The 25,716-nt window shown below is 68.5% G+C and carries 19 protein-coding genes; 11 read left to right on the plus strand and 8 right to left on the minus strand.

Going from position 1 to position 25,716, the window contains the following annotated elements; genetic code table 11:
- The first annotated feature begins 26 nt into the window (after positions 1-26).
- Together ACFTR6_RS14020 and ACFTR6_RS14025 are read left to right on the plus strand one after the other, a co-directional pair.
- Positions 27-5,159: a DEAD/DEAH box helicase gene (locus ACFTR6_RS14020; protein ID WP_377958379.1), complete on the plus strand. Its 5,133-nt coding sequence runs from the start codon at positions 27-29 to the stop codon at positions 5,157-5,159.
- Entirely contained in the window at positions 5,152-6,060 is a 909-nt protein-coding gene (locus ACFTR6_RS14025) for an Fpg/Nei family DNA glycosylase (RefSeq protein WP_377958334.1), read from the plus strand. Before ACFTR6_RS14020 ends, ACFTR6_RS14025 begins: the two co-directional genes overlap by 8 nt.
- 30 nt (positions 6,061-6,090) lie before the next feature.
- Here ACFTR6_RS14025 and ACFTR6_RS14030 read toward each other — a convergent pair whose 3' ends face one another.
- Positions 6,091-6,762, minus strand: a complete 672-nt coding sequence (locus ACFTR6_RS14030) for a YitT family protein (RefSeq protein WP_377958335.1) — start codon at positions 6,760-6,762, stop codon at positions 6,091-6,093.
- 60 nt (positions 6,763-6,822) lie between these two features.
- Between ACFTR6_RS14030 and ACFTR6_RS14035 the strand changes: the two genes are divergently transcribed.
- A complete protein-coding gene (locus ACFTR6_RS14035; RefSeq protein ID WP_377958336.1) occupies positions 6,823-8,304 on the plus strand; it encodes a PLP-dependent aminotransferase family protein in 1,482 nt (493 codons plus the stop codon).
- A 130-nt stretch (positions 8,305-8,434) separates the two neighbouring features.
- Here ACFTR6_RS14035 and ACFTR6_RS14040 read toward each other — a convergent pair whose 3' ends face one another.
- Together ACFTR6_RS14040 and ACFTR6_RS14045 are read right to left on the minus strand one after the other, a co-directional pair.
- Complete coding sequence (locus ACFTR6_RS14040; RefSeq protein ID WP_377958337.1) at positions 8,435-9,127, minus strand: SRPBCC domain-containing protein; 693 nt, start codon at positions 9,125-9,127, stop codon at positions 8,435-8,437.
- Positions 9,120-9,749: a helix-turn-helix domain-containing protein gene (locus ACFTR6_RS14045; RefSeq protein ID WP_377958338.1), complete on the minus strand. Its 630-nt coding sequence runs from the start codon at positions 9,747-9,749 to the stop codon at positions 9,120-9,122. The genes ACFTR6_RS14040 and ACFTR6_RS14045 overlap by 8 nt, the downstream gene beginning before the upstream one ends.
- A gap of 213 nt (positions 9,750-9,962) precedes the next feature.
- Between ACFTR6_RS14045 and ACFTR6_RS14050 the strand changes: the two genes are divergently transcribed.
- Positions 9,963-10,910, plus strand: coding sequence for an RluA family pseudouridine synthase (locus ACFTR6_RS14050; protein WP_377958380.1), 948 nt, complete (start codon positions 9,963-9,965; stop codon positions 10,908-10,910).
- 9 nt (positions 10,911-10,919) lie between these two features.
- On the opposite strand, the gene ACFTR6_RS14055 is transcribed toward ACFTR6_RS14050, so the two are convergent.
- Positions 10,920-11,453 (minus strand): O-acetyl-ADP-ribose deacetylase, encoded by a 534-nt coding sequence (locus ACFTR6_RS14055; protein ID WP_377958339.1) that lies wholly within the window; start codon positions 11,451-11,453, stop codon positions 10,920-10,922.
- A 97-nt stretch (positions 11,454-11,550) separates the two neighbouring features.
- Between ACFTR6_RS14055 and ACFTR6_RS14060 the strand changes: the two genes are divergently transcribed.
- The gene (locus tag ACFTR6_RS14060; protein ID WP_377958340.1) at positions 11,551-12,180 is read left to right on the plus strand and encodes a DedA family protein; all 630 of its coding nucleotides are present in this window, start codon (positions 11,551-11,553) and stop codon (positions 12,178-12,180) included.
- A 3-nt stretch (positions 12,181-12,183) separates the two neighbouring features.
- On the opposite strand, the gene ACFTR6_RS14065 is transcribed toward ACFTR6_RS14060, so the two are convergent.
- Complete coding sequence (locus ACFTR6_RS14065) at positions 12,184-12,489, minus strand: hypothetical protein (RefSeq protein WP_377958341.1); 306 nt, start codon at positions 12,487-12,489, stop codon at positions 12,184-12,186.
- 546 nt (positions 12,490-13,035) lie between these two features.
- Between ACFTR6_RS14065 and ACFTR6_RS14070 the strand changes: the two genes are divergently transcribed.
- Positions 13,036-14,133 carry a NifU family protein gene (locus tag ACFTR6_RS14070; protein ID WP_377958342.1) on the plus strand — a complete coding sequence of 366 codons (1,098 nt, stop codon included), beginning with the start codon at positions 13,036-13,038 and terminating at the stop codon, positions 14,131-14,133.
- Positions 14,134-14,178: 45 nt separating this feature from the next.
- On the opposite strand, the gene ppc is transcribed toward ACFTR6_RS14070, so the two are convergent.
- Entirely contained in the window at positions 14,179-16,989 is a 2,811-nt protein-coding gene (ppc, locus tag ACFTR6_RS14075) for a phosphoenolpyruvate carboxylase (protein WP_087873777.1), read from the minus strand.
- Positions 16,990-17,269: 280 nt separating this feature from the next.
- On the opposite strand from ppc, the gene ACFTR6_RS14080 reads away from it, so the two are divergent.
- Positions 17,270-18,088 (plus strand): DUF1684 domain-containing protein, encoded by an 819-nt coding sequence (locus ACFTR6_RS14080; RefSeq protein WP_377958343.1) that lies wholly within the window; start codon positions 17,270-17,272, stop codon positions 18,086-18,088.
- Between the two features lie 104 nt (positions 18,089-18,192).
- On the opposite strand, the gene ACFTR6_RS14085 is transcribed toward ACFTR6_RS14080, so the two are convergent.
- Entirely contained in the window at positions 18,193-19,425 is a 1,233-nt protein-coding gene (locus ACFTR6_RS14085; protein ID WP_377958381.1) for an acyl-CoA dehydrogenase family protein, read from the minus strand.
- Positions 19,426-19,481: 56 nt separating this feature from the next.
- On the minus strand, positions 19,482-20,300 hold the full coding sequence (locus tag ACFTR6_RS14090) for an SDR family NAD(P)-dependent oxidoreductase (RefSeq protein ID WP_377958344.1): 819 nt from the start codon (positions 20,298-20,300) through the stop codon (positions 19,482-19,484).
- Between the two features lie 142 nt (positions 20,301-20,442).
- Here ACFTR6_RS14090 and ACFTR6_RS14095 point away from each other — a divergent pair, with 142 nt between their 5' ends.
- The 4 genes from ACFTR6_RS14095 to ACFTR6_RS14110 all read left to right on the plus strand — a co-directional run bounded on the left by ACFTR6_RS14095 (position 20,443) and on the right by ACFTR6_RS14110 (position 25,705).
- A complete protein-coding gene (locus ACFTR6_RS14095) occupies positions 20,443-21,738 on the plus strand; it encodes a glycoside hydrolase family 76 protein (RefSeq protein ID WP_377958345.1) in 1,296 nt (431 codons plus the stop codon).
- Positions 21,739-21,901: 163 nt separating this feature from the next.
- Entirely contained in the window at positions 21,902-22,948 is a 1,047-nt protein-coding gene (locus ACFTR6_RS14100) for an iron ABC transporter substrate-binding protein (protein ID WP_076798914.1), read from the plus strand.
- 4 nt (positions 22,949-22,952) lie between these two features.
- Complete coding sequence (locus ACFTR6_RS14105; RefSeq protein WP_377958346.1) at positions 22,953-24,545, plus strand: ABC transporter permease; 1,593 nt, start codon at positions 22,953-22,955, stop codon at positions 24,543-24,545.
- A complete protein-coding gene (locus ACFTR6_RS14110; RefSeq protein ID WP_377958347.1) occupies positions 24,542-25,705 on the plus strand; it encodes an ABC transporter ATP-binding protein in 1,164 nt (387 codons plus the stop codon). The genes ACFTR6_RS14105 and ACFTR6_RS14110 overlap by 4 nt, the downstream gene beginning before the upstream one ends.
- Positions 25,706-25,716: the final 11 nt, after the last annotated feature.

Consider the following 25,716-nt stretch of genomic DNA (forward strand, 5'->3'; position numbering starts at 1 on the left):
GCATGCAGTCGCAGGAGCCCGCCGGCATGCAGTCACAGGAGTCCGCCGGCACGCCATCAGGGAACCCGATGGGCCAGTTCAGCCGGCCCACCCGGGAGTGGTTCCTCGGTGCGTTCTCCGAACCCACGCCCGCCCAGCAGGGCGCGTGGAACGCCATCTCCTCCGGCTCCCATGCCCTGGTGGTCGCACCCACCGGCTCAGGCAAAACCCTCGCGGCGTTCCTCTGGGCACTGGACCGGCTCCTGGTATCCGGGCCGGCTGCACCCGCCCCCGCACCGCAGGCTTCACCCGGGGCTGAGGTGCTGCCGGGCCTCGAAGAACCCCCAGCCGGGGCCAAGGCCAAGCCGTCACGGGCACGGAAGCCCAAGCGGAAAACCCGCGTACTGTACATCTCCCCGCTCAAGGCGCTTGGCGTGGACGTCGAACGCAACCTCCGGTCTCCCCTGATCGGCATCACGCAGACCGCCAAACGGCTGGACCTCCCCGCGCCGCTGATCACCGTCGGAGTCCGCTCCGGCGATACCCCCGCCTCGGACCGCCGCGCGCTGCTCAGCAACCCACCGGACATCCTGATCACCACGCCCGAGTCCCTCTTCCTGATGCTCACCTCCAGGGCGCGGGAAACGCTCAGCGAGGTGGACACGGTCATCGTGGACGAGGTCCATGCCGTGGCCGGGACCAAGCGCGGAGCGCACCTGGCCGTCTCGCTCGAGCGGCTGGACGCCTTGCTGCCGGCCCCGGCCCAGCGGATCGGGCTCTCGGCCACCGTGGAACCGCGGGAACTCGTGGCACAGTTTTTGGCCGGTTCGGCACCCGTGGAGATCGTGGCGCCGCCCTCCCGGAAGAACTGGGATCTCACGGTGTCAGTCCCGGTGGAGGACATGTCTGATCTCCAGGGCGCCGCCGGCGCCTTCGATTCCGGGCCTGCCTCCGGCCTGCAGCCGCAGGCCTCTATCTGGCCGCACGTGGAGGAAAAGATCGTGGACCTGGTGCTGGCCAACCAGTCCACCATCGTCTTCGCCAACTCGCGCCGGCTGGCTGAACGCCTGACCGCCCGGCTCAACGAGATCCACGCGGAACGCCAGCTCCTGACGGTCGGCGGGGGCTGGGACGATCCCGCTCCGTCCGTGCCGGGAAGCGTTCCGGCGTCGACAGCCACCCCTGCGCACATGATGGCGCAGGCCGGCAGCACCGCGGGGGCCGAACCCCTGCTGGCCCGCGCCCACCACGGCTCCGTCTCCAAGGACCAGCGTGCCCTGATCGAGGACGACCTCAAGTCCGGCAGGCTCCGCTGCGTCGTGGCCACGTCCTCGCTGGAACTTGGAATCGACATGGGCGCCGTGGACCTCGTAGTGCAGGTCGAGTCCCCGCCCTCGGTCGCCAGCGGCCTGCAGCGGGTGGGCCGCGCCGGGCACCAGGTGGGCGAGATTTCCCAGGGCTACCTTTTCCCGAAGCACCGGGCGGACCTCGTGCACACCGCCATCACCGTTGAGCGCATGCTGGACGGCAAGATCGAGCGCCTGAGCGTGCCCGCCAACCCGTTGGACATCCTGGCCCAGCAGACAGTTGCCGCTACCGCGCTCGGCAGCATCGACGTTGAGGAATGGTTTTCCACTGTCCGCCGCTCCGCCCCCTTCGCCACGCTCCCCCGGTCGGCCTTCGAGGCTACGCTGGACCTGCTGGCCGGGCGTTACCCCTCGGACGAATTCGCCGAGCTCCGCCCCCGGATCGTCTGGGACCGCAACGCCGGAACCATCGAGGGCAGGCCCGGCTCCCAGCGGCTGGCCGTCACCTCCGGCGGCACCATCCCGGACCGCGGGCTGTTCGGCGTCTACATCATCGGCACGGAGACGGAAGGGTCAGCCTCACCTGCAGGAGGGGGTGACGGCAAGGGTTCCGGCACGGCCCCGGCCAAGGGCGGCCGGCGCGTCGGTGAGCTCGACGAGGAGATGGTCTACGAATCCCGCGTCGGCGACATCTTCGCCCTCGGCGCCACCAGCTGGAAGATCGAGGACATCACGCACGACCGCGTGCTCGTCTCGCCGGCCTTCGGCCAGCCCGGCAAGCTGCCTTTCTGGAAGGGTGATTCGCTGGGACGTCCCGTGGACCTCGGCCGCGCCCTTGGCGCGTTCGTCCGCGAACTCTCAGCGTCCGACGTCGGCCCTGCCACCGAACGCTGCCGGGCCAGCGGACTTGACGACTTCGCCGCCAACAACCTCCTGCAGTACCTGTCCGAGCAGAAGCAGGCCACCGAGGTGGTTCCCAGCGACACCACCCTCGTGGTGGAACGCTTCCACGACGAACTCGGCGACTGGCGGGTCATCCTGCACAGCCCGTTCGGCATGCCGGTCCATGCGCCCTGGGCCCTTGCCGTGGGCCAGCGGCTGAACCAGCGCTACGGGCTGGACGGGTCGGCCATGGCCGCGGACGACGGCATCGTGCTCCGGGTGCCCATGATGGAGGACGAGCCTCCCGGGGCCGAGCTGTTCCTGTTTGATCCCGAGGAGCTGGAGCAGATTGTCACGGCCGAAGTCGGCGGCAGCGCCCTGTTCGCGTCCCGCTTCCGCGAGTGCGCGGCGCGGGCCCTGCTGCTGCCGCGGCAAACGCCCGGCAAGCGGCAGCCGCTGTGGCAGCAGCGCCAGCGGTCCGCGCAGCTGCTGGACGTCGCCCGGAAGTACCCGTCATTCCCGATCGTCCTGGAAACCGTCCGCGAATGCCTGCAGGATGTGTACGACCTCCCTGCCCTAAAGGACATTGCCGCGTCGGTTGAACGGCGTGAGCTCAGGATTGTCCAGACCACCACCCAGCAACCGTCCCCGTTCGCCAAGTCCCTGCTCTTCGGCTACGTGGCGCAGTTCCTCTACGAGGGCGACTCCCCCCTCGCCGAACGCCGGGCGGCCGCGCTGGCGCTCGACTCCACGCTGCTGAATGAGCTCCTGGGCCGGGTGGAACTGCGCGAACTCCTGGACGCCCGGGTCATCGACGCCACCGAACGCGAGCTGCAGCGACTTGCCCCCGACCGGAAAGTCCGCGGCCTCGAAGGCGTGGCCGATCTGCTCCGGCTGCTCGGCCCCCTGGACCCCGGCGAGGTCGCTGCCAGGCTGGCCCCGCCGGCCGAAGCCGAAGACCGGCTGGCTGTGCCTGTCGAATCCGGTGCGCCGCCTGCCGAAGCCGACGAGACGCTGGTTGAGCCTGCTGACACCTCGCCCGCCGAAGCCGAGACCCCGCCGTCCCAAGCCACCATGACCGAGGCCGCCGCCCACCTCGCCGCCCTTCAGCGGGCGAACCGGGCGATCAAGGTGACCATCGCCGGCGTCGAACGCTTTGCCGCGGTGGAAGACGCGGCCAGGCTGCGCGACGCCATCGGCGTGCCGCTGCCCATGGGTGTCCCCCTGGCCTTCATCGAGCCGGTGGCAGACCCGCTGGGCGACCTCGTCTCGCGCTATGCGCGCACCCATGGCCCATTTACCGCCACCGAAGCCGCCGCCAGGCTGGGACTTGGTGCCGCCGTCGTCGGAACTGCCCTCAAGCGGCTGGCGGCCGACGGGCGCGTGGTGGAGGGTGAGTTCCGCCCCCATGCGGAATCCCCCGCCGCAGAGCCAGGAGCCGATGAAGGCTCCGCGGCCACGAGCGGGGATTCCGGCTTAGGTCTTGATCCCGTCACGGAAGCGGCCGCTGCCTCGGCCGTCGCGTCAGCATCAGTGGCCATGGCCGGCAGCGAATGGTGCGACGCCGAAGTGCTCCGCAAGCTCCGCCGCCGCTCGCTCGCCGCGCTGCGGGCCGAGGTGGAGCCCGTGGACATCACCGCCTATGGCAGGTTCCTGCCGGCCTGGCAGCATGTCCGCACTCCCGGCGCCGGGCGGGGTCAGCCGGCGCTGCGCGGACTCGACGGGATCGTCACCGCCGTGGACCAGCTCTCCGGCGTGCCCATACCGGCCTCCGCCTGGGAGTCCCTGGTGCTCGCCAGCAGGGTGTCCAACTACCAGCCCGCCATGCTGGACGAGCTCATGGCCGCCGGGGAAGTCCTCTGGTCGGGGGCCGGCTCACTTCCGGGCAACGACGGCTGGATCAGCCTGCACCTGGCGGATTCGGTGGAACTGACACTGAACCCGGCCCCTGACTTTGAACCGGGTGATGCCCAGCGGCGGCTGCTGGACCACCTGCAGGCCAACGGCGGCGGCTACTTTTTCCGGCAGCTGACGGACATTGCCGGCGGCATGGACGCGGTGCTGGGCGACCAGGACGTCGTGTCCGCGATCTGGGACCTGGCCTGGGCCGGCCGGGTCACCGGGGACACGTTCGCCCCGGTCCGGGCCCTCATCGCCGGCGGCCACACAGCCCACCGGCAGGTGGCGCGGGCCCCCCGGGCCAGGGCGCCGCGCCTCAGCCGGCTCGGACGGTCCCATGGCACGGGCCTGCTCGGTTCGCCGGGCCTGTCCGGCGGACGTTACGGGTCAGGCAGCGGCGCAGTGCCCACCCCGCCCCTTGCCGCGGGGCGCTGGTCCGCGCTCCCGACGCCCGAGCTCGATCCGACCATCCACGCCCGCGCCACCGCGGAGCTGCTGCTGGACAGGTACGGCGTGGTCACCCGCGGATCCGTCATGGCCGAGAACATCCTGGGCGGATTCGGCCTCATGTACAAGGTCCTGGCCCGGCTGGAGGAGGCCGGACGGTGCCGGCGGGGTTACTTCATCGAGCATCTGGGTGCCGCCCAGTTCGCAGTGCCGGCGACCGTCGACCGGCTGCGCTCCTACACAGAGGACGCCCAGCTGGCCAAGCCGGAACCGGTGGCACTGGCTCTGGCGGCAACAGATCCGGCCAACCCCTACGGCGCCGCCCTGGCATGGCCCGCCACCGAGGCCGACGCCGGTACGGGCCACCGTCCGGGGCGGAAGGCCGGTGCTCTGGTGGTGCTGGTCGACGGCGCACTGGTGCTGTACGTCGAACGCGGCGGCAAGACGCTGCTGGTCTTCACGGAAGACGAATCCGTCCTCGCCGCCGCGGCCGGTGCCCTCGTGGACGTCGTGAAACGGGGCGCCGTGGACAAGCTCGTCATGGAAAAAGTCAACGGCCATGACATCCTGGACACCCCCGCCGCGTCGGCGCTGACCGCCGCCGGCGCCTATTCCACGCCGAAGGGGCTGAGGATCCGTGCCTGAGGGCGACTCCGTCTGGCGCGCCGCCAGCCAGCTGCACGCTGCCCTCGCCGGCCAGAAAGTTCTTGCGTCCGACTTCCGGGTGCCCCGCTTCGCCACGCTGAACCTTGCCGGCTGGACCATGGAGGAGGTGCTCCCCCGCGGCAAGCACCTGCTCATGCGGCTGGTGGGCCCGGCCCAGGAACGGCTGACCATCCACTCACACCTGAAAATGGAGGGCAGCTGGCAGATCTACCCGCCGGGCGGCAGGTGGCGGAAGCCGGGATTCACGGCCCGGTGCGTGCTCCGCACGGCCGCAGCCGACGCCGTCGGGTTTTCCCTGGGCCTGCTTGAGGTGATCAAGACCAGCGAGGAGGACAAGGCAGTCGGGTTCCTCGGCCCCGACCTGCTAGGCCCGGACTGGGACCCGGCCGAGGCCGAGCGCCGCGTGGCGGCGAAACCCGACGTGCCGGTCGGGGTGGCGCTGCTGGACCAGAGCAACCTCGCGGGCATCGGGAACATCTACCGCTGCGAGGTGTGCTTCCTGGCCGGCATCCACCCGGCGTCGCCCGTTGCCGCAGTGAAGGACTGGCCCAGCATGTTTGCCGACGCCAAGCAGCTCCTGGAGGCAAACCTGGGGCCGGGCCGCCGGACAACCCTGCTCAACGCCCGCGGAACCCCGGTGGGCCGGGCAGCCGGCCGGCCGGGATACTGGGTGTACCGGCGCGAGCACCAGCCGTGCCTGCGCTGCCGGACCCCCATCCGCCACGGCGTGCTGGGCAAAAGCGCGCCTGACAGCAGCAGGCCCGGTAACAGCACCCGGGGCGGTGTTGCAGGGGCAGGTGCAGCGGGGGCAGTCACCGAGGAACGCGACATCTACTTCTGCCCCAAGTGCCAGCCGCTGCTGGGTGCCCCCGAAGCCTGACAGCCCGGACGCCGGACACGAAGATGCGCGTCAGGAGGCGGCCACCGGCGCCTCGGATTCGCCCTCGCGGTCCCCGGAGGCTGAACCGGCCGCTTCTCCGGCGCCTCCGCTGGTGGCAGGGATCCGGGCAGGGACCATGAAGTACGGCAGCAGCAGCTGGACCAGCGGCCCGATCGCCAGCGCGTAAACCACGGTTCCCACGCCGACCGAGCCGCCAAGGAGCCAGCCGGCGGCGAGCACCACCACTTCGATCAGTGTCCGGGACAGGCGCACGGACCAGCCGGTGCGCCGGGCCAGGCCTGTCATCAGCCCATCGCGGGCCCCGGGGCCAAAGCGGGCACCGATGTAGCACGCGGAGGCGATGCCATTGAGCATCACAGCGCCGCCGAGCAGCGCGATCTGGGCTCCAAGGTGGGAGAACGCGGGGATCAGGGCAAGCCCGACGTCGGCAAAGACGCCCACCAGGATGGCATTGCAGAGAGTACCGAAGCCCGGCCGCTGGCGCAGCGGGATCCACAGCAGGAGCACCAGGAAGCTGACGATGATGACCACGGCGCCAATGCTCAGGCCGGTCTTGCCGGCAACCCCCTGGTGGAACACGTCCCAGGGGTCCAGCCCAAGCCCCGCCCGGATGAACAGGGCCAGAGAAATGCCGTACATGGCGAGGCCGGTGAAGAGCTGTATAAGTCTGCGGATCATCATTGAACCATCCTCCGGGAAAACTGGCCTTGTTTTCCATGGCCAGTTTGAAATACTGGCCTCATGTCCGGATCCCTCACGCCCACCGCCCTCGCCCGTCTCCTGGGCCAGTGGCAAAGGGGCAGCGCCCCCGCCTACCGCGAGCTGGCCGACGTCGTGCGTCTTTTGGTACTGGACGGACGCATCCCGCTGGGCACCGCCCTGCCCAGCGAACGGACCCTGTCCGCCACCCTCGCCGTCAGCCGCACCACGGTGACCGCCGCGTATGCCAGCCTGCGCGAACAGGGATTCATGAGCAGCGGCCAGGGCACACGCGGCCGCACGTGCCTGCCGCGGACGGCCTACACGGCCGGACAGGAGCGGGACTCGCGGGCGGCCCTGTCCGGCGCGCCGGGCCTGGCCGTTCCCGACGGCGTCATCGACCTCGCGTACGCGTCGCTCCCCGCCAGCGGCGAAGCGGTCCACCAGGCCTTCGCCGCCGCCCTCACTGAATTGCCCGCCCTACTGCCCGGCTTCGGATACGACGCCCTGGGGGTGCCTGCCCTTCGGGAGGCGATTGCCGGCCACTATGCCGACGCCGGCGTACCCACCACGGCCGGGCAGATCATGGTGACGTCCGGCGCGCAGCATGCGCTCAACATTGTGCTGCGGGCGCTCGTCGGAAAGCAGGACAAGGTCCTCGTGGAACAGCCGACGTACCCGAACGCACTGGACGCCATCCGCGCCACCGGCTGCCGAATGGTGCCGGTGCCCCTTCCGCCTGCGCCGGAGCGGGGCTGGGACCTGGACTCGACCGAAGCCGCCCTGATGCAGCAGCGGCCCCGGATGGCCTACACGGTCCCGGATTTCCACAACCCCACCGGCCGGCTGATGCCCGACGCCCAGCGCCTCCGCCTGGTCCGCGCCGCCGCGGCGGCAGGCACTGTCCTGGTGGTGGACGAGACACTCCGTGCAGTGAACCTCGACGGCGGCACAACGGCCCCGCTGGCTTCCTTCAGCCCGGCCGTGGTGTCCATCGGGTCGCTGAGCAAGTCCCACTGGGCGGGCATGCGCACGGGCTGGATCCGTGCCTCGGAGAGCCTGATTCAGCGGTTCGCGGCCGTGCGGTCAACGATGGACCTGGGCGGCCCCGTGGTGGAGCAGCTTGCGGCGGCCCACCTGGTGCGGAACCTGGCCGATCCCCTTCCGGCCCGCCTGGCGGCGCTCCGGGAGAACCGTTCCGCGCTGCTGGAGCTGCTTAAGCTCCACCTGCCGCGGTGGGAGGCGGAAAGGCCCGACGGCGGGCTGGCCGCCTGGTGCCGGCTGCCGTCACCGCACAGCACGGCCTTGACCGTCATCGCCCCGGAACTCGGCATTCGCCTTGCCGCCGGCCCGCGCTTCGGTGTGGGCGGGGTGTTTGAAAACTACCTCCGCATTCCGTTCACCCTGCCGCCGGACCAGCTTGAGACAGCCGTCCTCGCCCTGCGGGCAGCCCAGGACAGGCTCGACGCCGCCCCGCAGCTGCGCCGGACCCTCAGGGATTCGCCGGCCGCCGCCATAGCCTGATGCACATCCGACCCCGCGACACGAGTTCGCTCCCACGACGCGCATTTCCCCTGGCGACGCGGGAATTCAGGTATCGCCAGGCGATTTGCGCGTCATCGGTCAGATTGCGCGTCGCAGGAATCCGGACGGACTACCCGTAGACCTTCCCCAGGAACGCGCCCCAGGCACCGGCAGTCGTTTCGGAATCGCCGCTGCCGCTGAAGTCGTGGACGGTCATGCCCACCGACGCCCCGAAAGCGTTCCGGCCAAAGAACCGGTAAAGCGCGTCCCCGGTGCGCAGACCCAGGAAGTTCTCGTTGGAGAAGTCCACCTGCCCCGTAAGCCGTCCGACGCCGTCGACCTCCACATCGAAACTGTCGCCTTGCGATACGCTGTCCACGCCGAGTGCCTTCTTGAGCTGCACGAAACCGTCAGGCGTCTGCGATTCGGCAGGCGCCTGGACATCGGTGAAGACCACAGGCCGGCCGTCGAAGTGCTGCAGATACTGGCCCAGGGTGTGCAGGTAGAACTCCGTGTGCTTGCTGGCGCCGTCGTACTGCTGGTCCCAGTTGTCCGCGAAGATGCCGCTGTGGACGTAGTGGAGCCTGGCCCGGCCGCCGTCGAGCGGTTCCAGGACATGCTCGAGCTGGTTGAACCAGCCGTCCGGGCCGTCCATGCGGGACACGAGGTGGTGCGGATACTCCTCCACCGTCTTCACGTCCGGCCACTGGTCCGTGGGGAACATCCAGCCCGGGGTGCCCTTGGTGACGGCTTCCCAGACCCGCTCCGGCGTACCGGGCAGCTCGGTGTCGAAAACGATCTCGAAGTTCCGGTCGTCAGTCATTGTCCTGCTCCTTAGCTGTGATGGCGTTGGTTGGGTCTGTGTTTTGCGGCTTGAGTGCGGGGTGGAGTGCGACGACGAGCCGGTGCTTCCGTCCGCCGGCGCCGCCGTGGTGGTACTTGTCCACGAGCCGGGTGACCGCCACGCCGAGGTCTTCGGCGAATGCAGCGCGGTCCGCGGCGGTGCGGAAGGTGATCTCGCCGTCGATGGCGAAGGTGGCGAGTTTCTGCCGTGCGGCGGCAGCTCCGGTGATGAGCTTCCCCATTTCCTGGACTATGCGGCCGGCGAGCGCCAGCAGCCAGAAGGCCGAGAAACGGTCCGCAAAACGGCGCGGATCCGGTGCCACCGCCTGCAGGGCCACCGGGGAAATGAGGTAGGACGCCGCCGTCGCCCGCAGCACGCGCTCGGTGACGTTGCCCTTGCGGCGTTCCTCGACCAGTTCGACGAGGCCGTGCCGCTCCAGCGCCTTGAGGTGGTAGTTCACCTTCTGCCGGGGCAGGCCCACCTTCGCCGCAAGCTGCGTTGCCGAGCCCGGCTCCGCCAACTCCTGGAGGATCCGGGTCCGGATGGGATCCAGCGAGGCCTCAGCCGCCGCCGGGTCCTCGATCACTTCGATGTCCAGCATGGTCCAAGTATCCGTACCGACGAATTTTTTTGTCAAGAACTTTTTTCTCGTCCGTGCCGGCGAGATCGCGGGAACAGTGCGGGGCCGCCGTAGAGTTCCGGCGGGGCGGCAGTTTTCCAGCGGTTTCGACGGCGGACGGGGCAGGGACGGCGCCAAGTGCGGGGACGGCGACAGGACGAGGGCAGGTCGGGCCCAACGTAGAATGGACCGGTGATGCAATCCCCTCTTCCCGTGCGCGACGGCGTAAACGCGACCCGCCTGCGCCTTCCGGACGAGGGGCCCTGGGACACCGCGATGGACTACATGATGCACCGCTGGGGGCACATCGACCCGCAGGGCATCGAGGACCGGTTCGACGCCGGCGAGATCGTCGGCGAGGGCGGGATCCCCCTGCACCGCGGCACAAAGCTCGAGGACCACACCTTCATCTGGTACTACCGCACGCTGCCGCCGGAAACCCGGCTGCCCGTGGAGCTGAACATCCTGCACCAGGACGAGCACATCCTCGTCGTGGACAAGCCGCATTTTTTGCCCACCACCCCCGGCGGCACGTACATCCAGGAATCGGCGCTGGTGCGCCTGCGGAACCAGCTGGATCTTCCGGACCTGATCCCCATGCACCGCCTGGACCGCATGACGGCGGGCATCCTCCTGCTCTCAACGAACCCCGGGACCCGCGGCAAATACCAGGTGCTCTTCGAGAAGCGCCAGGTCCAGAAGGAATATGAGTGCGTCTCGGCCGCCGAGCCGGCGGCCGGGCACCCTGCCGTCGACTTCCCGGTAGTGGTCCGCAACCGGATGACGAAGTCGCGGAGCTACCTGCTGGCGGAGGTCATCGACGGCGAACCGAATGCGGAGACGCGCATCGACCTGCTCCGGACGTTCGACGGCGGCACCCACCCTGGCAGCGTCGCCGCCGGACGCCTTGGGCTTTACCGGCTCGAGCCGCATTCGGGGAAAACCCACCAGCTGCGCGTGCACATGGCCTCGCTGGGCCTGGGCATCCTGAACGACGCGTTCTACCCCGAGCTCCTGGACAAGGCGCCGGACGACTACACCAAGCCCCTCCAGCTGCTGGCACGGGGCATCCGGTTCGTGGACCCCATTTCAAAGAAGCCGGTGGAGTACCGCAGCCGCCTCCAGCTGAGCGAGGTCCGCTAGCCGGATCGGTTACTCGGAAGCACCTTCAAAGACACTCCGGAAGACCGCCACGGTTTCCGGGCTGAAGAGCACGAACTCCACCAGTTCCACGCCGCCTACACCAGTGCGGGCAGCATGGGACCGGACGGCGTCGAGGGCTATCTGCGCCACCTGCCGGGCGTCCCAGCCGTAGACCCCGGCACTCACCGCAGGGAAGGCCAGCGAGCGCACGCCCAGGTCCTCGGCGATTCGCAGGCTCTCGCTGAAGCAGGACGCAAGCAGTGCCGGATTGGTCTGCCCCGCGTGCCGGTTGGGTCCGACGGTGTGGATGACCCATCGCGCCTGCAGCCCGAACCCGGGGGTGGCCACGGCAGCGCCAACCGGCAGCCCGTGCTGGAGCGTCGTCGCTCTCAGCTCGCGGCAGGCCGCCAGCAGTTCCGGCCCCGCTGCCCGGTGGATCGCGCCGTCCACGCCACCGCCGCCCAGCAGGGAGGAATTGGCTGCATTCACCACCGCGTCCACGGGACGTCCGGTGATGTCGCCCTCAACGATCTCTATACGCATGCAGCCAGTCTGGCACTGCCACCAGGCCAAACGTAGGGGTACACCGGCGCACGGATTTCCCGGCGCGTCGCCGTTCCGGGTGCGGTACCTTGTGCAGATGGACTTCGGCAACCCGGACACCTGGAGCACCGCGATCTATTTCTGGATCATTCCGGCCGTGCTCGGCGATGCCATTTTTCCGCCCATCCCGTCCGAGATGGTCCTGATCACCGGCGGTGCCCTCTCTGCCGAAGGACGGGCAAACCTGTTCCTGGTGGGCGTCCTATCCGCCACCGCGTCCTGGCTTGGCGACGTGGTGGTCTTCCAGCTGTTCAAGCGCCGACTGAGCCATATCCTGGACCGCTGGAGGTGGGGCCGCAAAGTCCACCACGGCATCCACGATGCCATCGCCAAAGCGGGCCGTTCCTCCACCTACGGCACCATCATCGGCGCCAGGTTCATCCCCGGAGGCCGGCTCGCGACCTCCGCGGCCGCCGGCATCGCAGACGTCTCCACCCAGGGCTTCAGCCTGTGCGCCGGACTGGGGGCGCTGCTGTGGGCGACCTGGCTCGTGGGCCTCGGCTACTTCACGGGCTCCGCCACACGGCTGCCCTTCTGGGCGAGTTCACTGATCGGCGTGGCGGTTGGCCTGGTGATCGGCGCCGTCGTTGGACTGATCGTCACGCGCCGGCGCGGCGACCGCTCCCCCGTCGACGAGCCTGACGGCCCTTCCGGGCAGGGGGCATAGGCACTAAACGGGGGCCCAGCGGCCGCGGCTGCGGCGGAGCACCGAAAGCGAGCCTGTCAGCGCAACGCGTTCGACGGCGTCGCGCATCACAGCTGCCGATTCCCGGGCTGTGCTGTTCTCACCGTTGTATTCGGTGGGCTCCACGAGGAACCGCAGGTTCAGCTGCGGCACGCCGCCGGCCAGTTCCAGCTGGTGTGACTCCACATGGTGCCGCGACCCCAAAGCCTTGACAGCGGTGTCCATCACGGCCTCGGGAGGGTTGCCCGGCCTAAGCCCGGTGATCTTGAGTCTGGTCTGGAAGGACGGCATCCTCCCACCCTAGTGCCGGGCGCAAATGACCCAGCGCGAACGGGCAGTTAAGGCCCCAAAATGCGGCTCCGCAAGGGCCTTAACTGTACGTTCGCGCTGGACGCGGCGGGCCGCTACCCGGGCTGTTGCGTTTTGTTTGAGGCGGGCCTATCTTGGCAGCAAAGGGGCGTGACCATGCATGATCTCTCTGTCACCCGTGCCTCGCTGACGCCGTTCCTGACCCGGCAAGCGAGCGGCTGTTCAATGCCGTCCAGCCTTCTGCCAGTCTGTGTCCCCCTGGAGGCACTATAGAACAGTGGCCAAGACAGGCGGCACGACAACGAGGCCGGCATCCGCATTCATATCTGGGGGGACGCAGCACACAACCATCCGGCAAGGTGGCCGGATGACGACAGAAGCACACCAGCCCCCACAGGGACGAAAGAGGCAATGATGCCTACTGAAACTGCCCAAAAGGCGGAAGAAGCCCTCACCCACTTGCCCGGGATCAGTCCCGGATTCAGTTCAGGCCATCCGTCCTGCCCCACTCCGACGGGGGTGTAGGCCATGCTCGGTGAAGACCGGCCGCTGCCGAACAGCGACCAGGTTGGCGCGCTCCTCAGTGCCGGTGGCGTTAAGGGAGTGATATCCGGCAACGAAGAGGAGGACCTGGTCCGGCAGGTGACGGAGCGCTATGGCACTGCGCTTCGGCGCATCATGCAAATCCTGCAGAACCAAGGAAAGCTCGACGACGCCACGCTGGATGCGCTGGCAGCTGACGAACTGGTATCGGACCTTCTGCTGGTCCACGGCCTGCATCCCCATTCCTTGGAGGCACGGGTTGCCGGCGCACTGGACAGCATGCGGCCCTACCTTGGCACACACGGCGGTGACGTGGAGTTGGAAGGCATCAGCCCGGACGGCGTGGTGCGACTGAAGCTGTTCATCAGCCAGGAGGGACTCGCTTCGACTGCCTCACTCAGGTCCGCTGTAGAGGGGGCCATTGGAGAAGCGGCACCGGAAATCACAGCCATCGACGTCGTCGAAGGAGAAAAACCGGCAGGACCTTCCGGGCCCATTTCGGTGGACTCGCTGGTGATTCGGGAGAACACTCCGTCGGCAGGGACGCCGGTGGCATCGTGGCACGACATGCCGGGCGGCACCTGGGAACCTGTACCGGAAATCGCGGGGCTCGAACCGGGCGAGGTGGCGGGCTTCCTGGTCCGCGGATACCCGGTGCTGGCGTGCCGCCTGGGCCAGGACATCTTCGCGTGTCACGATTATTGCCCGCGGTGCACAGGCTCCATGACGGGGGCTACGCTGCAGCGGCCATCGGCCGAACCGGGTCGCGGCGCAGTCCTCTGCTGCCCCACCTGCCGCGGCCACTTCGATCTGCACCGCGCCGGGGTGTGCCTGGACGACAAGGGCCTGCATCTGGAGCCGCTTCCGCTGCTGGTCCGCCACGGGGTGCTGTCCGTGGCCGTGCCCGCCGAATCCGTGCCGGCCGCGCCGCTGCCGGTCGTCCCGCAGCCGCCGACTCCGGCGGAGATGACCCCGGTCCAGGCCCTCCCGGTGGTCACGACTGCGGGGCAGCCGGAGCCGCCGGTTACTCCGGCACAGGGTGCCCCACAGTTGCAGCCGGCTGCGGGACAGGCCGTTGAGTGAGGACGCGTCCGGGAAAACCCGACCAAACGTGAGGACGCGTCCGGGCTACCCGGTGTTGCGGAGGCCTGCTGCCACACCGTTGACGGTGATCAGCATGGCCCGTTGGAGGCGCTCGTCGATCTCGCCCTTGGACATGCCGGCACCCTCGGCCCGCACGCGGCGGAGCAGTTCCACCTGCAGGTAGCTGATCGGGTCGAGGTACTGGTCGCGGATTTCCAGTGAGCGCTTCAGCGTGGGCTGGGCGTCCAGGAGCATGTTCTCGCCGGTGAGGTTCTGGATCTCGGAGACGGTGAGCTCGTATTCGTCGCGGATGGCACGGAAGAGGTGGTGCAGCTCCTCCGGGACCAGGGTGTCTACGTAATAGCCCGCGATCTCCATGTCCGTCTTGGCGAGGGTCATTTCCACGTTGGACAGCACCGAGCGGAAGAAATGCCAGCCCTGCATCATCTCCACGAGCTGGGCGGAGTTGCCGGCTTCGCGTGCCGCCTTCAGCCCGGACCCCACGCCGAACCAGCCCGGCACGATCTGCCGCGACTGCGTCCAGCCGAACACCCACGGAATGGCGCGCAGGCCGCCCAGCCCCGCACCTGAGTCCGGCCGCTTGGACGGGCGTGAGCCGATGTTGAGAGAGCCGAGCTGCTCCACCGGCGTCGAGGCCAGGAAGTATGCCGGCAGGTCCGGGTGGTCGATGAGGCTGCGGTAGCGGGCAAAGGCGGCGTCGGAGATGGTCTCCATGACATGGCCGAAGCGCTCGCGCTGGTCGTCCGAAGTGCGCGGCGTGCGGTGCAGCGCAGAGCCCTGCAGCACGGCGGCGAGCGAAAGCTCCAGGTTTTCCCGGGCCAGCTCCGGCAGGGAGTACTTGTCCGAGATGACCTCGCCCTGTTCGGTGAACTTGATTTCACCCTCGAGGACACCGTTCGGCTGCGCCATGATGGCGTCGTAGGTGGGCCCGCCGCCGCGGCCCACGGAACCGCCGCGGCCGTGGAACAGGCGCACCCGGACCCCGTGCTTGGTGGCGATGTCGCGCAGCTTGCGCTGGGTCTTGTGGATTTCCCACTGGCTGGTCATCACGCCGGATTCCTTGTTGGAGTCCGAGTAGCCGAGCATGACTTCCTGGACGTCCCCGCGCAGCCGGACCAGCTCGCGGTAGGAGGAGTCGGACAGCAGCCGGTCAACAATCTCCGCGGACGCACGCAGTTCCTCGACGGTTTCCAGCAGCGGCGCAAAACCGATCTTGGCGTACGGGGCGTCGCCGAACAGGCTGACCAGGCCGGCCTCGCGTGCCAGCACAGCGGCAGCCAGGACGTCGTCGGCGCCGCGGGTCATGGAAATGATGTAGGTCTCGATGACGTCCGGACCGTACGTGCGCAGGGCGCGGCGGATCTCCCGGAAGACGTCGTACGTGCCGTCAGCAGCGCCGTCGAGCCTGATCGGGTGGCCGGACAGCGGACGGCGGGAGGCAAGCTCCGCGCTCAGGACCTCGAGGCGCTCGTCCCGGGTCAGCTCGGCATACCGGATCCCAGGCCCGCCAAGGCGGTCCATGAGCTGCCCGACGGCGTCATGGTGGTGGTCGGCATGCTCACGGATGTCGAGAGTGGCCAGATGCAGGCCGAAGGAGGCGATGGCCCGGCGGACACGTGCCAGCGCGCCATCCGCCGCGAGGGACGCCGAGTGGTTGCGCAGGGACAGTTCCAGCAGCTCGAGTTCGCCGATGAGTTCCTCGGTGGAGGTGTAGTCCCGCCCCGCCTCGTGCTTGGATCCGGCGGCGACCCGCTTTCCGGTGTTGATGAGCTTGGCCTTGATGCAGGTCAGCTTCAGCCGGTAGGGCTCCTGGGCGTTGAGTTCCAGGATGCGGCGGTCCAGTCCGGGCAGTTTCGCGAGGTCTGCGTCGATGGAGTCCAGGAGCGCCTGGTCGGCACCGGCGAGCGCGGTCGAGTTGGACAGGACGGAGATGAGCTCGTCGATCATGGCGATGCTGATCCGCACCGCGTTCTGGTTCTGGAGCTGCAGGATGTCGTGGGTCACGGCCGCGGTGACGTTCGGGTTGCCGTCGCGGTCGCCGCCGATCCATGAGCCGAACCGGATGGGCGCGTTCTTGGCCGGCAGGGCAACCCCGTGCTCACCGAGGAGCTCCGAGAAATCCGTGAGCATCTCCGGCAGCGCGTCCGTCAGGATGCTGTTGAGGTAGTAGATGGCGTTGCGGGCCTCATCCACGGGCGTGGGCCGGACCTGGCGCAGCTCGTCCGTCTGCCACATCTGGTCGATCATTTCGGACAGCTGGCGGTCCTGCCGGCGCCGGGCGCTGGTGCCTTCCTCGGTGGGCTGGGCCAGCACGTCGGAGAGCTTGCGGATCTTGTCCAGCACCGAACGGCGTGACGCCTCGGTGGGGTGCGCGGTGAAGATCGGGCGAACATCCAGTTCGTTGACCACTTCCTGCAGCACCGCCGGGCCGGCCTGGCCTGCGATGTCCTCAACGGCCTTGGCCAGCCAGCCGTCCTTCTCCTGCCGGGTGCGCAGGCCGCGGACCCGGTGGACCTGCTCGGCGGCGTTGGCAAGGTGGAAGTAGAAGGCGAAGGCGCGGACCAGGTCGGTCGCCTGCTCAAGCGGCAGGGAGGCGAGCAGCTCGCGGACCTGGGCAACGACGTCGTGCGCGCTCCACGGGCCGGTGGCGTCCGCGCCGCCCCGGGCGGCCTCCTTGGATTCCTTCGTCAGGAGGCGGACCTGCTCCACCAGGTCGAGGAGCTCGGGCCCGTGCTGCCGGACCAGGGATTCGCCCAGCAGGGTGGAGACGCGGCGTACATCCGCGCGGAGTTCGGCGGCGAGATCTGTTTCGGAATTCATTGCAGTGTCAGCCATGGAAACTATCTTTCGAGTGTTCGACTTTGGCCCGTACACTGCGCTGGATACTGTGAGCCGGATTACTGTTCCTATGGGATGTTACCCGCAGCAGGCCGCAGCCGGGGAATATGTCTCAGATGCTGTCGCGCCCTTGAACCCAGCATCCGCTCGCTGTATTAGGGATGCAACCGGGACACGGCCACCCGGATCGGGCCCCTTCATCAAGGCTACGCCGGAATGTATCGGCACCACGCGGGGTTGTCGCAGAGGCCGCGCAAGGACACATATTGGAGGACACATGAGCACCGCAGCAGATGCCCAGCTGGAGCGCTGGCTCCGCTTCCGCAAAGGCCGCGAGACCGCCCTCGCCGCCGACCACGGCTGGCTCACCCTCACGTCCTTCCAATGGCTGGAAAGCCAGCCGGCCGCCGTCGACCTCGTCCCCGGGCTGTGGTCAGCGGACGGCACGACGGCGGCGCTCACCGCTGCAGCGTCGGACGGGCTGACGCTCGTGGAGACCGGGGAGCCGGTGGACGGGACAGTCACTGCGCGGCTTGCGAATGAGGAGTCGCTGATGTGGGTGCAGTTCGGCGGCCCGGACGGCCGGCAGGTGGTGGTGGAGCTGGCGATGCGGGCCGACAAATACGCCATCCGCACCCGGGATTCCGAGTCACCGGTGTTCACGGGGTTCGACGGCGTGCCCACCTTCGGTTACCGGCCCGACCTGGTGGTGGACGCCAAATTCGAGGCCTATCCGGAGCCCGCGGACGTGCCCATTTCCACGGCCAATCCCCTGGTGGACGGGGTGCACCGCAGCGTCGGCGAACTGGTGTTCCGGCTGCCCGGCAAGGACCACGAGTACCGGCTCCAGGCCGAGGAGGAGAAGCTCGGCGCCCTGACCGTCACGTTCCACGACGAGACAAACGGCAACGAGACGGACGAGTGGCGCAAGGTGTCCACCGCGCGCCCCCGGCCGGACGGCTCCGTGGTCCTGGACTTCAACCGCGCCATCAACTACCCCAGCGCCTTCACGCCCTACGGGACCTGCCCCATGCCGGTGCGGAACAACAGCCTGGACTACCGGATCGAGGCCGGCGAAAAGCAGCCGGCCTCCTGAACTCCTGAGTGCGAAGAGCGCGAACGTACACTTGTGGCCCCATTTCACGCTTTGAACGGGGCCACAAGTGTACGTTCGCGCTATGCTCACGGCGGTGCCGGCCGTCAGGTGATCGCGGAGACCCCCGTGACAGCGCGGCCCACGATCAGTGTGTTGATCTCGTACGAGCCCTCGTAGGTGTAGATGGCCTCGGCGTCGGCAAAGATCTTGGCCATCCGGTAATCCGTGACAATGCCGTTCCCGCCTAGGATCGACCTGCCCATCGCCACGGTTTCGCGCATCCTGGCGGACGTGTAGGACTTCGCCAGCGCCACCTGCGCCATCCCGGCGCCATGTTCCAGGGAATCCTGCTCCTGCAGCTGGGCGATCCGGGCCATCATGCCCATGCTCGCCACGGCGTTGCCCAGCATGGACACCAGCTGCTGCTGGATGAGCTGGAACCTCGCCAGCGGGCGGCCGAACTGCAGGCGTTCGACGGCGTACTGCCGGGCGACGTCGAACGCCGCCAGCTGCTGCCCCACCGCCTGCCAGGCGACCATGATGCGTGAACCGCGGAGCAGTTCGTTGGTGTCCCCGAAACTGCCGATGCCGGCAAAGCGGTCGGCCTCGGCAACCCGGACGTCCTCAAACGCGATGTCGGCGTTCTGCACCGTGCGGAGCGCGATCTTGTTCTCGATCCGGCTGCGGCTGACGCCGGGCAGACCGGCATCAACAATGAAGCCGCGTACCGCACCGCCGGCTTCATCCCGCGCCCACACCAGCATGTAGTCGCAGAACGTCCCGTTGCCGATCCACCGCTTGGCGCCGTTCAGCACCCAGCAGTCCCCGGCGGTGTCGGCCTCCCCCGTATGGCTGGATATCCGGCGCGCCCGCGTCTCCATGCCGCCGGCCACGTCCGAGCCGTGATCCGGTTCGGTCAGGGCAAACGCGCCCGTGGTCCTGAGGTTCGAGGCGTCGTCGAGGTACCGGCCGCGCTGATCCTCGGAGCCGAACCGGTAGAGCGACTCGACGAAGAGGTCGTGGTGAACCAGGAAAAACGTCGCGATCGACGTGTCCACCCGCGTCATCTCCGCGATCACCAGCCCGGCGAAAAGGTGGCTGTAACCGCGCTGGGCCGGCGTGCTCAACTCCAGCGCGGCCAGCTTCGGGAGAATATGCGCCGGAAATTCAGCCTTGTTCCACCACTCCCCGGCGTGCGGCGCTATTTCGGCGGCCAGGAACTCGCGGAGCTCGTTCAGCTTGCGCTGTTCGGAGGCGCTCAGCAGTGATTCGTACGCGAAAAAATCGGCGGTGGGCAGGAGGTCGACGGCGGGCCCCACCTGCGCGGGGGCACCCACATCGGTTCCGCCCACGTTGGTCCCGCCCGCTTCAGTCCTGCTCACTTCAGTCCCGCTCACCTCGGCCCCATCCGGATGGCGCCGTCGAGGCGGATGGTTTCGCCATTGAGCATGGCGTTCTCGACAATGTGCGCTGCGAGGTTGGCGTACTCCGCGGGCCGGCCCAGGCGGGACGGGTGCGGCACCTGCTTGCCCAGCGACTCCTGCGCCTCCTGCGGCAGGCCGGCCATCATCGGTGTCTCGAAGATGCCGGGGGCAATCGTGACCACCCGGATCAACGATCGGGCGAGTTCGCGGGCCAGCGGCAGCGTCATGGCGGCCACGCCGCCCTTGGACGCGGCATAGGCAGGCTGGCCGATCTGCCCGTCGAACGCGGCCACCGAGGCGGTGTTGATGATGACGCCGCGCTCCTCTCCGCCGAGTTCAGTGGCGGCAGGCCTGGTGGTTGCCATCGCGGCAGCAGCCAGCCGGACCACGTTGAACGACCCCACCAGGTTGACCTGGATGACGCGCTGGAAGGTCGCCAGAGGCAGCACACCTTCGCGCCCGAGGACCTTGCCCGGAGTGGCGACGCCGGCACAGTTCACCAGGATGCGCAGCGGCCCGAGCCCGGCGGCGGTGTCGACGGCGGCCTGCACCTGCTCCTCGCTGGTCACGTCCGCGGGAACGAAGACGGCCTTCGGGGCACCTGAAGTGCGGCCCGCCAGGTTCCGGGGGCCGGTCGCGTTCAGCTCGTCGGCATAGGCCGCGCCGGCCGAGGAACCAAGGTCCATGAGCACCACGGAAGCGCCGGCATCGAACAGCCTCCGGGCGGTGGCAGCGCCCAGACCTGACGCGCCGCCGGTGATGAGCGCAACGGAACCCTCGATTTCCATACATCCTCCTTGATGCGGAACCGGTCGCTGCGGATCCGGGGTCTCCGGCCGCCGCGAACGTTAGTTAGTGAATGTTAACTGAAACCCGCGGCGGGCGCACCCTGCGGCCGGTGCACCCCCGGCCGTTCGCTAGGCTGGCCCCATGACCCAGCCAGACGCTGACGCCACACCGGACACCGCCTACGAGCCTTCCGCCAAACAGCCCGCCATCGCCTGGGCGGAGCGGGCCGACCAGGCCGCAAGGTCTGTGACGCACCTATTCGGCCAGCGCCTGTTCTTCCTGCCCGGGACACACATCGCCGCCACCGCGCGCCCCTCCGGCCGCTTCGGGAACCTCCGCCGCCCGTGGCACTACTGGTGGCAGGCCCACTACCTGGACTGCCTCGTGGACACGGGTTTTCGCGAACTTGGCAGGGCGGGGCAGCCGCCGGAAAAGTTCGACGGCGCCGCCCGCCCCAGTGCCGGGCAGCTCGCCTCGCGGCTGGTCACCGGCATCCGGCTGCGGAATTTCCTCACCTACGTCAACCATTACTACGACGACATGGCCTGGCTGGCATTGTCCACCCTCAGGCTGGAGCGGCTGGCCGAAGAGAGCCGCAGACCCAGCCCCCGGCGGCACGCGAAAATCCGCAAGAGCCTGACCCTGCAGTTCGACTCGGCGTCCACGGACGACCTGGGCGGCGGCACGTTCTGGAGCACCAAGCGGGACTTCAAGAACACCCCGGCGACGGCACCGGTGGCGCTCTACTACGCCCGCACGGGCAGCCCCGCCAAGGCGCAGGCCCTGCTCGACTGGCTGGATGCGCGGCTGTTCGACCGCACCCGCGGACTCTATCTGGACGGCATCCGGATCCGCAGCACCGGCGAGACCGTGCTGGAGGATGCGGTTTACACCTACAACCAGGGGCCGGTCCTCGGCGCCCTGCTGGAACTGGGCGGCACCTCCAACCTGGAACGTGCGGCGACCGTGGTGTATGCCGTGGCCGCGCACCTGACACTCCCGGACACGGCCGGCACAAGCACAAGCGGCGCAAGCGGCTCCGCCACCAGCACGGTCCTCCGCTGCGACGGAACCGGCGACGGCGGGCTCTTCACCGGCATCCTCACGCGCTACCTCGCCCAGGCCGCAACCGACCGGCGGCTGCCGCAGCACGTCCGGACCACTGCCGCCGGCCTGGTCACCGGCACCGCAGGGGCCCTTTGGGCCGGCCGGCGGCCGGTTGGGGCAGACGAACCGCTGGCCCGCCACGCACAGGCCGGCAGCCCTATCTTCTCTTCGGATCCACGGCGGCCGGCGGGCGAGACCTATCCGCCGGGCGCCGCCGTCGAACTTTCCACCCAGCTCCAGGCCTGGATGGCACTGGAGTCAGCGGCAAGAGTGGCAGCGGCAGCCAGGGCCCCGCGCAGCGAAGGGGACCCGGGGGCAGACGGCAATTAGGACAGGCAACAGTGTCGTAATTGATGTGATCCTCATCACTTAAACCCTCGCGTGCTTGGTTGCTTAGGTTTGGCTAACCTACAGTTTCTCGAGTGAGCTATGCCTAACTTCCCCAGCTCACACAGGGCCTCGCCCGCCTGACTTTTTGCAGAAAGAAGCACCCATGAAGATCCGCATCAACGCCCTGGCCGGCATCGCGATCGCCGCCACCGCAGCCCTTGGCCTGTCGGCCTGCGGCTCCAACACGGCCCCCGCCGCCTCGCCCTCCGCTGACCCCGCCAAGGGCGAGATCACGGTCTACAATGCCCAGCACGAAAGCCTCACCAAGGAGTGGGCGGACGCGTTCACCACCGAAACCGGCATCAAGGTGACGCTCCGCCAGGGCTCGGACACCGAAATGTCCAACCAGATCATCCAGGAAGGCGCGGCTTCGCCGGCCGACGTCTTCCTCACCGAAAACTCCCCCGCAATGGCGCAGGTGGAGAACGCAGGACTCTTCGCCGACGTGGACAAGGCCACCATCGCCCAGGTCCCCGCAGAATTCCGTCCGTCCACGGGCAAGTGGACCGGCATTGCCGCCCGTTCCACCGTCCTGGTCTACGACAAGAACAAGATCTCCGAGGACAAGCTGCCGAAGTCCATGCTGGACCTGGCCAAGCCGGAGTGGAAGGGCAAGTGGGGTGCATCCCCCAGCGGCGCCGACTTCCAGGCCATCGTCTCCGCCCTCGTGGAACTCAAGGGTGAAGCCGCAGCCGCGGCATGGCTGAAGGGCATGAAGGAAAACTTCACCGAATACAAGGGCAACAACACCGCCATGAAGGCAGTGAACGCCGGCGAGGTTGATGCCGCGCTGATCTACCACTACTACTACTACGGCGACCAGGCCAAGACCGGCGAGAACTCCAAGAACGTCACGCCGTACTACTTCAAGAACCAGGACCCGGGCGCATTCCTCTCCGTCTCCGGCGGCGGCGTCCTGAAGTCGTCGAAGAATGCGGACAAGGCCCAGGCCTTCCTGAAGTTCATCACGGGCAAGAAGGGCCAGGAAATCCTGCAGAAGGGTACCTCCTTCGAGTACGCCATCGCCTCCGGCGTCCCGGCCAACGAAAGGCTTGTCCCGGTCAAGGAACTCGAGGCTCCCACCGTGGACCCGGCCAAGCTCAACTCCAAGAAGGTCACCGAGCTCATGACCGGGGCCGGACTGCTCTGATTCTGTGATCACGCAAGTATCGGCGCCGGAGACATCCGGAAGCACGACGACGGCGGGCCGGGGCAAGCGCCCCCGCCCGCCTTTCGGCCTTTCAGCAGTGGCCATCCTGGCCGTGCTGATTGCCCTGTTTTCCCTCCTGCCGCTGGGCTACGTGGTGTTCATGACCGTGGCCACCGGCTGGGACACCGCAATTGAACTGATTGTCCGCCCGCGCGTCGGCGAGCTGTTGCTCAACACCGTGCTCCTGATCGTGTTCACGGTGCCCCTCTGCCTCATCCTGGGTGTGGGCGGCGCGTGGCTCGTGGAACGGACCACGCTGCGCGGGCACAAAGTATGGGCCGTGCTCCTTGCGGCCCCGCTGGCCATCCCGGCCTTCGTCAACAGCTATGCGTGGGTTTCCGCCGTGCCGTCCCTGCACGGCCTGTTTTCGGGCGTGCTCATCGCCACCCTCTCCTATTTCCCGCTGGTCTACATTCCAGCGGCCGCGACGCTGAGCCGGCTGGACCCCGCCGTGGAGCAGTCGGCTGCGTCCCTCGGGCTGGGCGCCTGGCGGACCTTCTTCCGCGTGGTCCTGCCCCAGCTCCGGATCGCCATGACGGGCGGCGCCCTGCTGGTGGCACTGCACCTGCTGGCGGAGTACGGCGCCTTCGCGATGATCCGCTTCAACACGTTCACCACCGCCATCATGGTGCAGTACCAGTCCACGTTTAACGGCACGGCCGGCACCATGCTGGCCAGCGTGCTGGTGTTCTTCTGCCTGATCCTGCTCCTCGTGGAGGTCCGCAGCCGCGGAACCGCCCGCTACGCCCGGGTCGGCTCAGGTGCACAGGCCCGGGCCCTGCGCCTGCCCCTGCACGTGTACCAGGTGCCGGCCCAGCTGGCCCTCCTTGCCCTGACCGTGCTGGCCTTCGGGCTTCCGCTGCTGTTCGTGCTGCGGTGGATCTTCGCCGGCGGAGCGGAGATCTGGGCGGTTGACGAGTTCGTTCCGGCCCTGTGGCAGACCCTGCTGTACGGGCTTGCCGGCGCCGCGGCCACCACCGTCGTCGCCTTCCCCATGGCCTATCTTGCCGTCAGGCATGCCAGCAAGTTCAGCAAGGCACTGGAACTATCCAATTACGTCACCAGCTCCCTGCCTGGCATTGTGGTGGCCCTGGCCTTCGTCACGGTCAGCATCCGCCTGTTCCCGGACCTCTACCAGACGGCAGGAGTCCTGGTGGCCGCCTACGTCCTCCTGTTCCTGCCCCGCGCCCTGGTCAACATCCGCGCCGGGCTGGCCCAGGCGCCCAAGGAACTGGATGAGGCGGCCCAGGCCCTGGGCACGCCTCCGCTGCTGTCCTTCATCCGCGTGACGCTCCGGCTCACCGCGCCCGCGGCCGCAGGCGGAGCGGCGCTGGTATTCCTCGCCATCGCCAACGAACTGACCGCCACCCTGCTCCTCTCCCCCAACGGGACCAGGACCCTCGCCACCGAGTTCTGGAGCAAGAGCAGCGAGATCGACTACGCCGGCGCCGCCCCGTATGCCCTGCTCATGATCGTGATCTCGGCTCCCATGACCTATTTGCTCTTCCAGCAGTCCAAGAAAGTAGCGGGACAGTGACCGAACAATCCCCGTCCAGGCTTCCGGCACCGCGGATCTCACCGTCCGTGGCGCCCAGCACCAACAGCCACCTGGAGATCGACGCCGTCACCAAGAACTTCGGCTCGCAGGCTGTCCTCAAGGGCGTCAACCTGTCCGTGGCCAAGGGCGGAACCACCGCCATCGTGGGCCCCTCAGGTTCCGGCAAGACCACCCTGCTCCGGCTGATCGCAGGCTTTGAACACCCGCGCACCGGCACCATCTCGCTGAACGGCTCGCCCGTGGCGGGCGACGGTGTATGGAAGCCCGCGCACAAGCGCCAGGTGGGCTACGTGGCGCAGGACGGCGCCTTGTTCCCGCACCTCACTGTGGGGCAGAACATCGCCTTCGGGCTCAGCGCCGCAAAGCTCGACGGCGGCCGGCGCGCGGTTAACGCACGGGTCAACGAACTCCTCGAGATGGTGGCGCTGGACACGGCCATGGCCAAGCGCCGGCCGCACCAGCTTTCGGGCGGGCAGCAGCAGCGCGTCGCTCTGGCCCGGGCACTGGCCCGCGAACCCGAACTCATGTTGCTGGACGAGCCGTTCTCCGCTTTGGACGCCGGGCTGCGCGTGGCCACCCGGCGCGCCGTGGCCAAGGTCCTGAACGAGGCCGGGGTGACCACCATCCTGGTCACCCACGACCAGGCCGAGGCCCTGTCCTTCGCGGACCAGGTGGCGGTCATGCGCGGCGGCAAGCTGGCGCAGATCGGCAACCCTTTCGTGGTTTACACCCGGCCGGCGGACCGTGCCACAGCCGAATTCCTGGGCGATGCCGTGATCCTCGATGCCTGGATGGAGGGGTCGCTGGCCACCTGCTCGCTCGGCGGAATCCCGGTCCGGCGCCCGCCGGCGCAGGGCCGCGTCCAACTCATGCTGCGCCCGGAGCAGATCCGGATTGCCGAGGACGGGCCGATCCGCGGCGTGGTGGTGGATACCGACTACTTCGGCCCCGAGACCACCGTCCGGCTCAAGCTCGCCGTGCCGCCCAAGCTGGCCGGCGCCATGCCCGACCACCGCTATCCCGGCGGCGGCGAAGTCATCACCATCCGGCACTGGAACGCGTCCATCGCCCAGCCGGGGACGGAACTGTGCCTGCGCGTGGTGGGGGAAGCAGTGGCCTTCCCGCCCGAGCCCGTCTGACGTTCGCCGGG

This window comes from Arthrobacter sp. NPDC057009 (assembly GCF_042673905.1).
Taxonomy (GTDB): domain Bacteria; phylum Actinomycetota; class Actinomycetes; order Actinomycetales; family Micrococcaceae; genus Arthrobacter.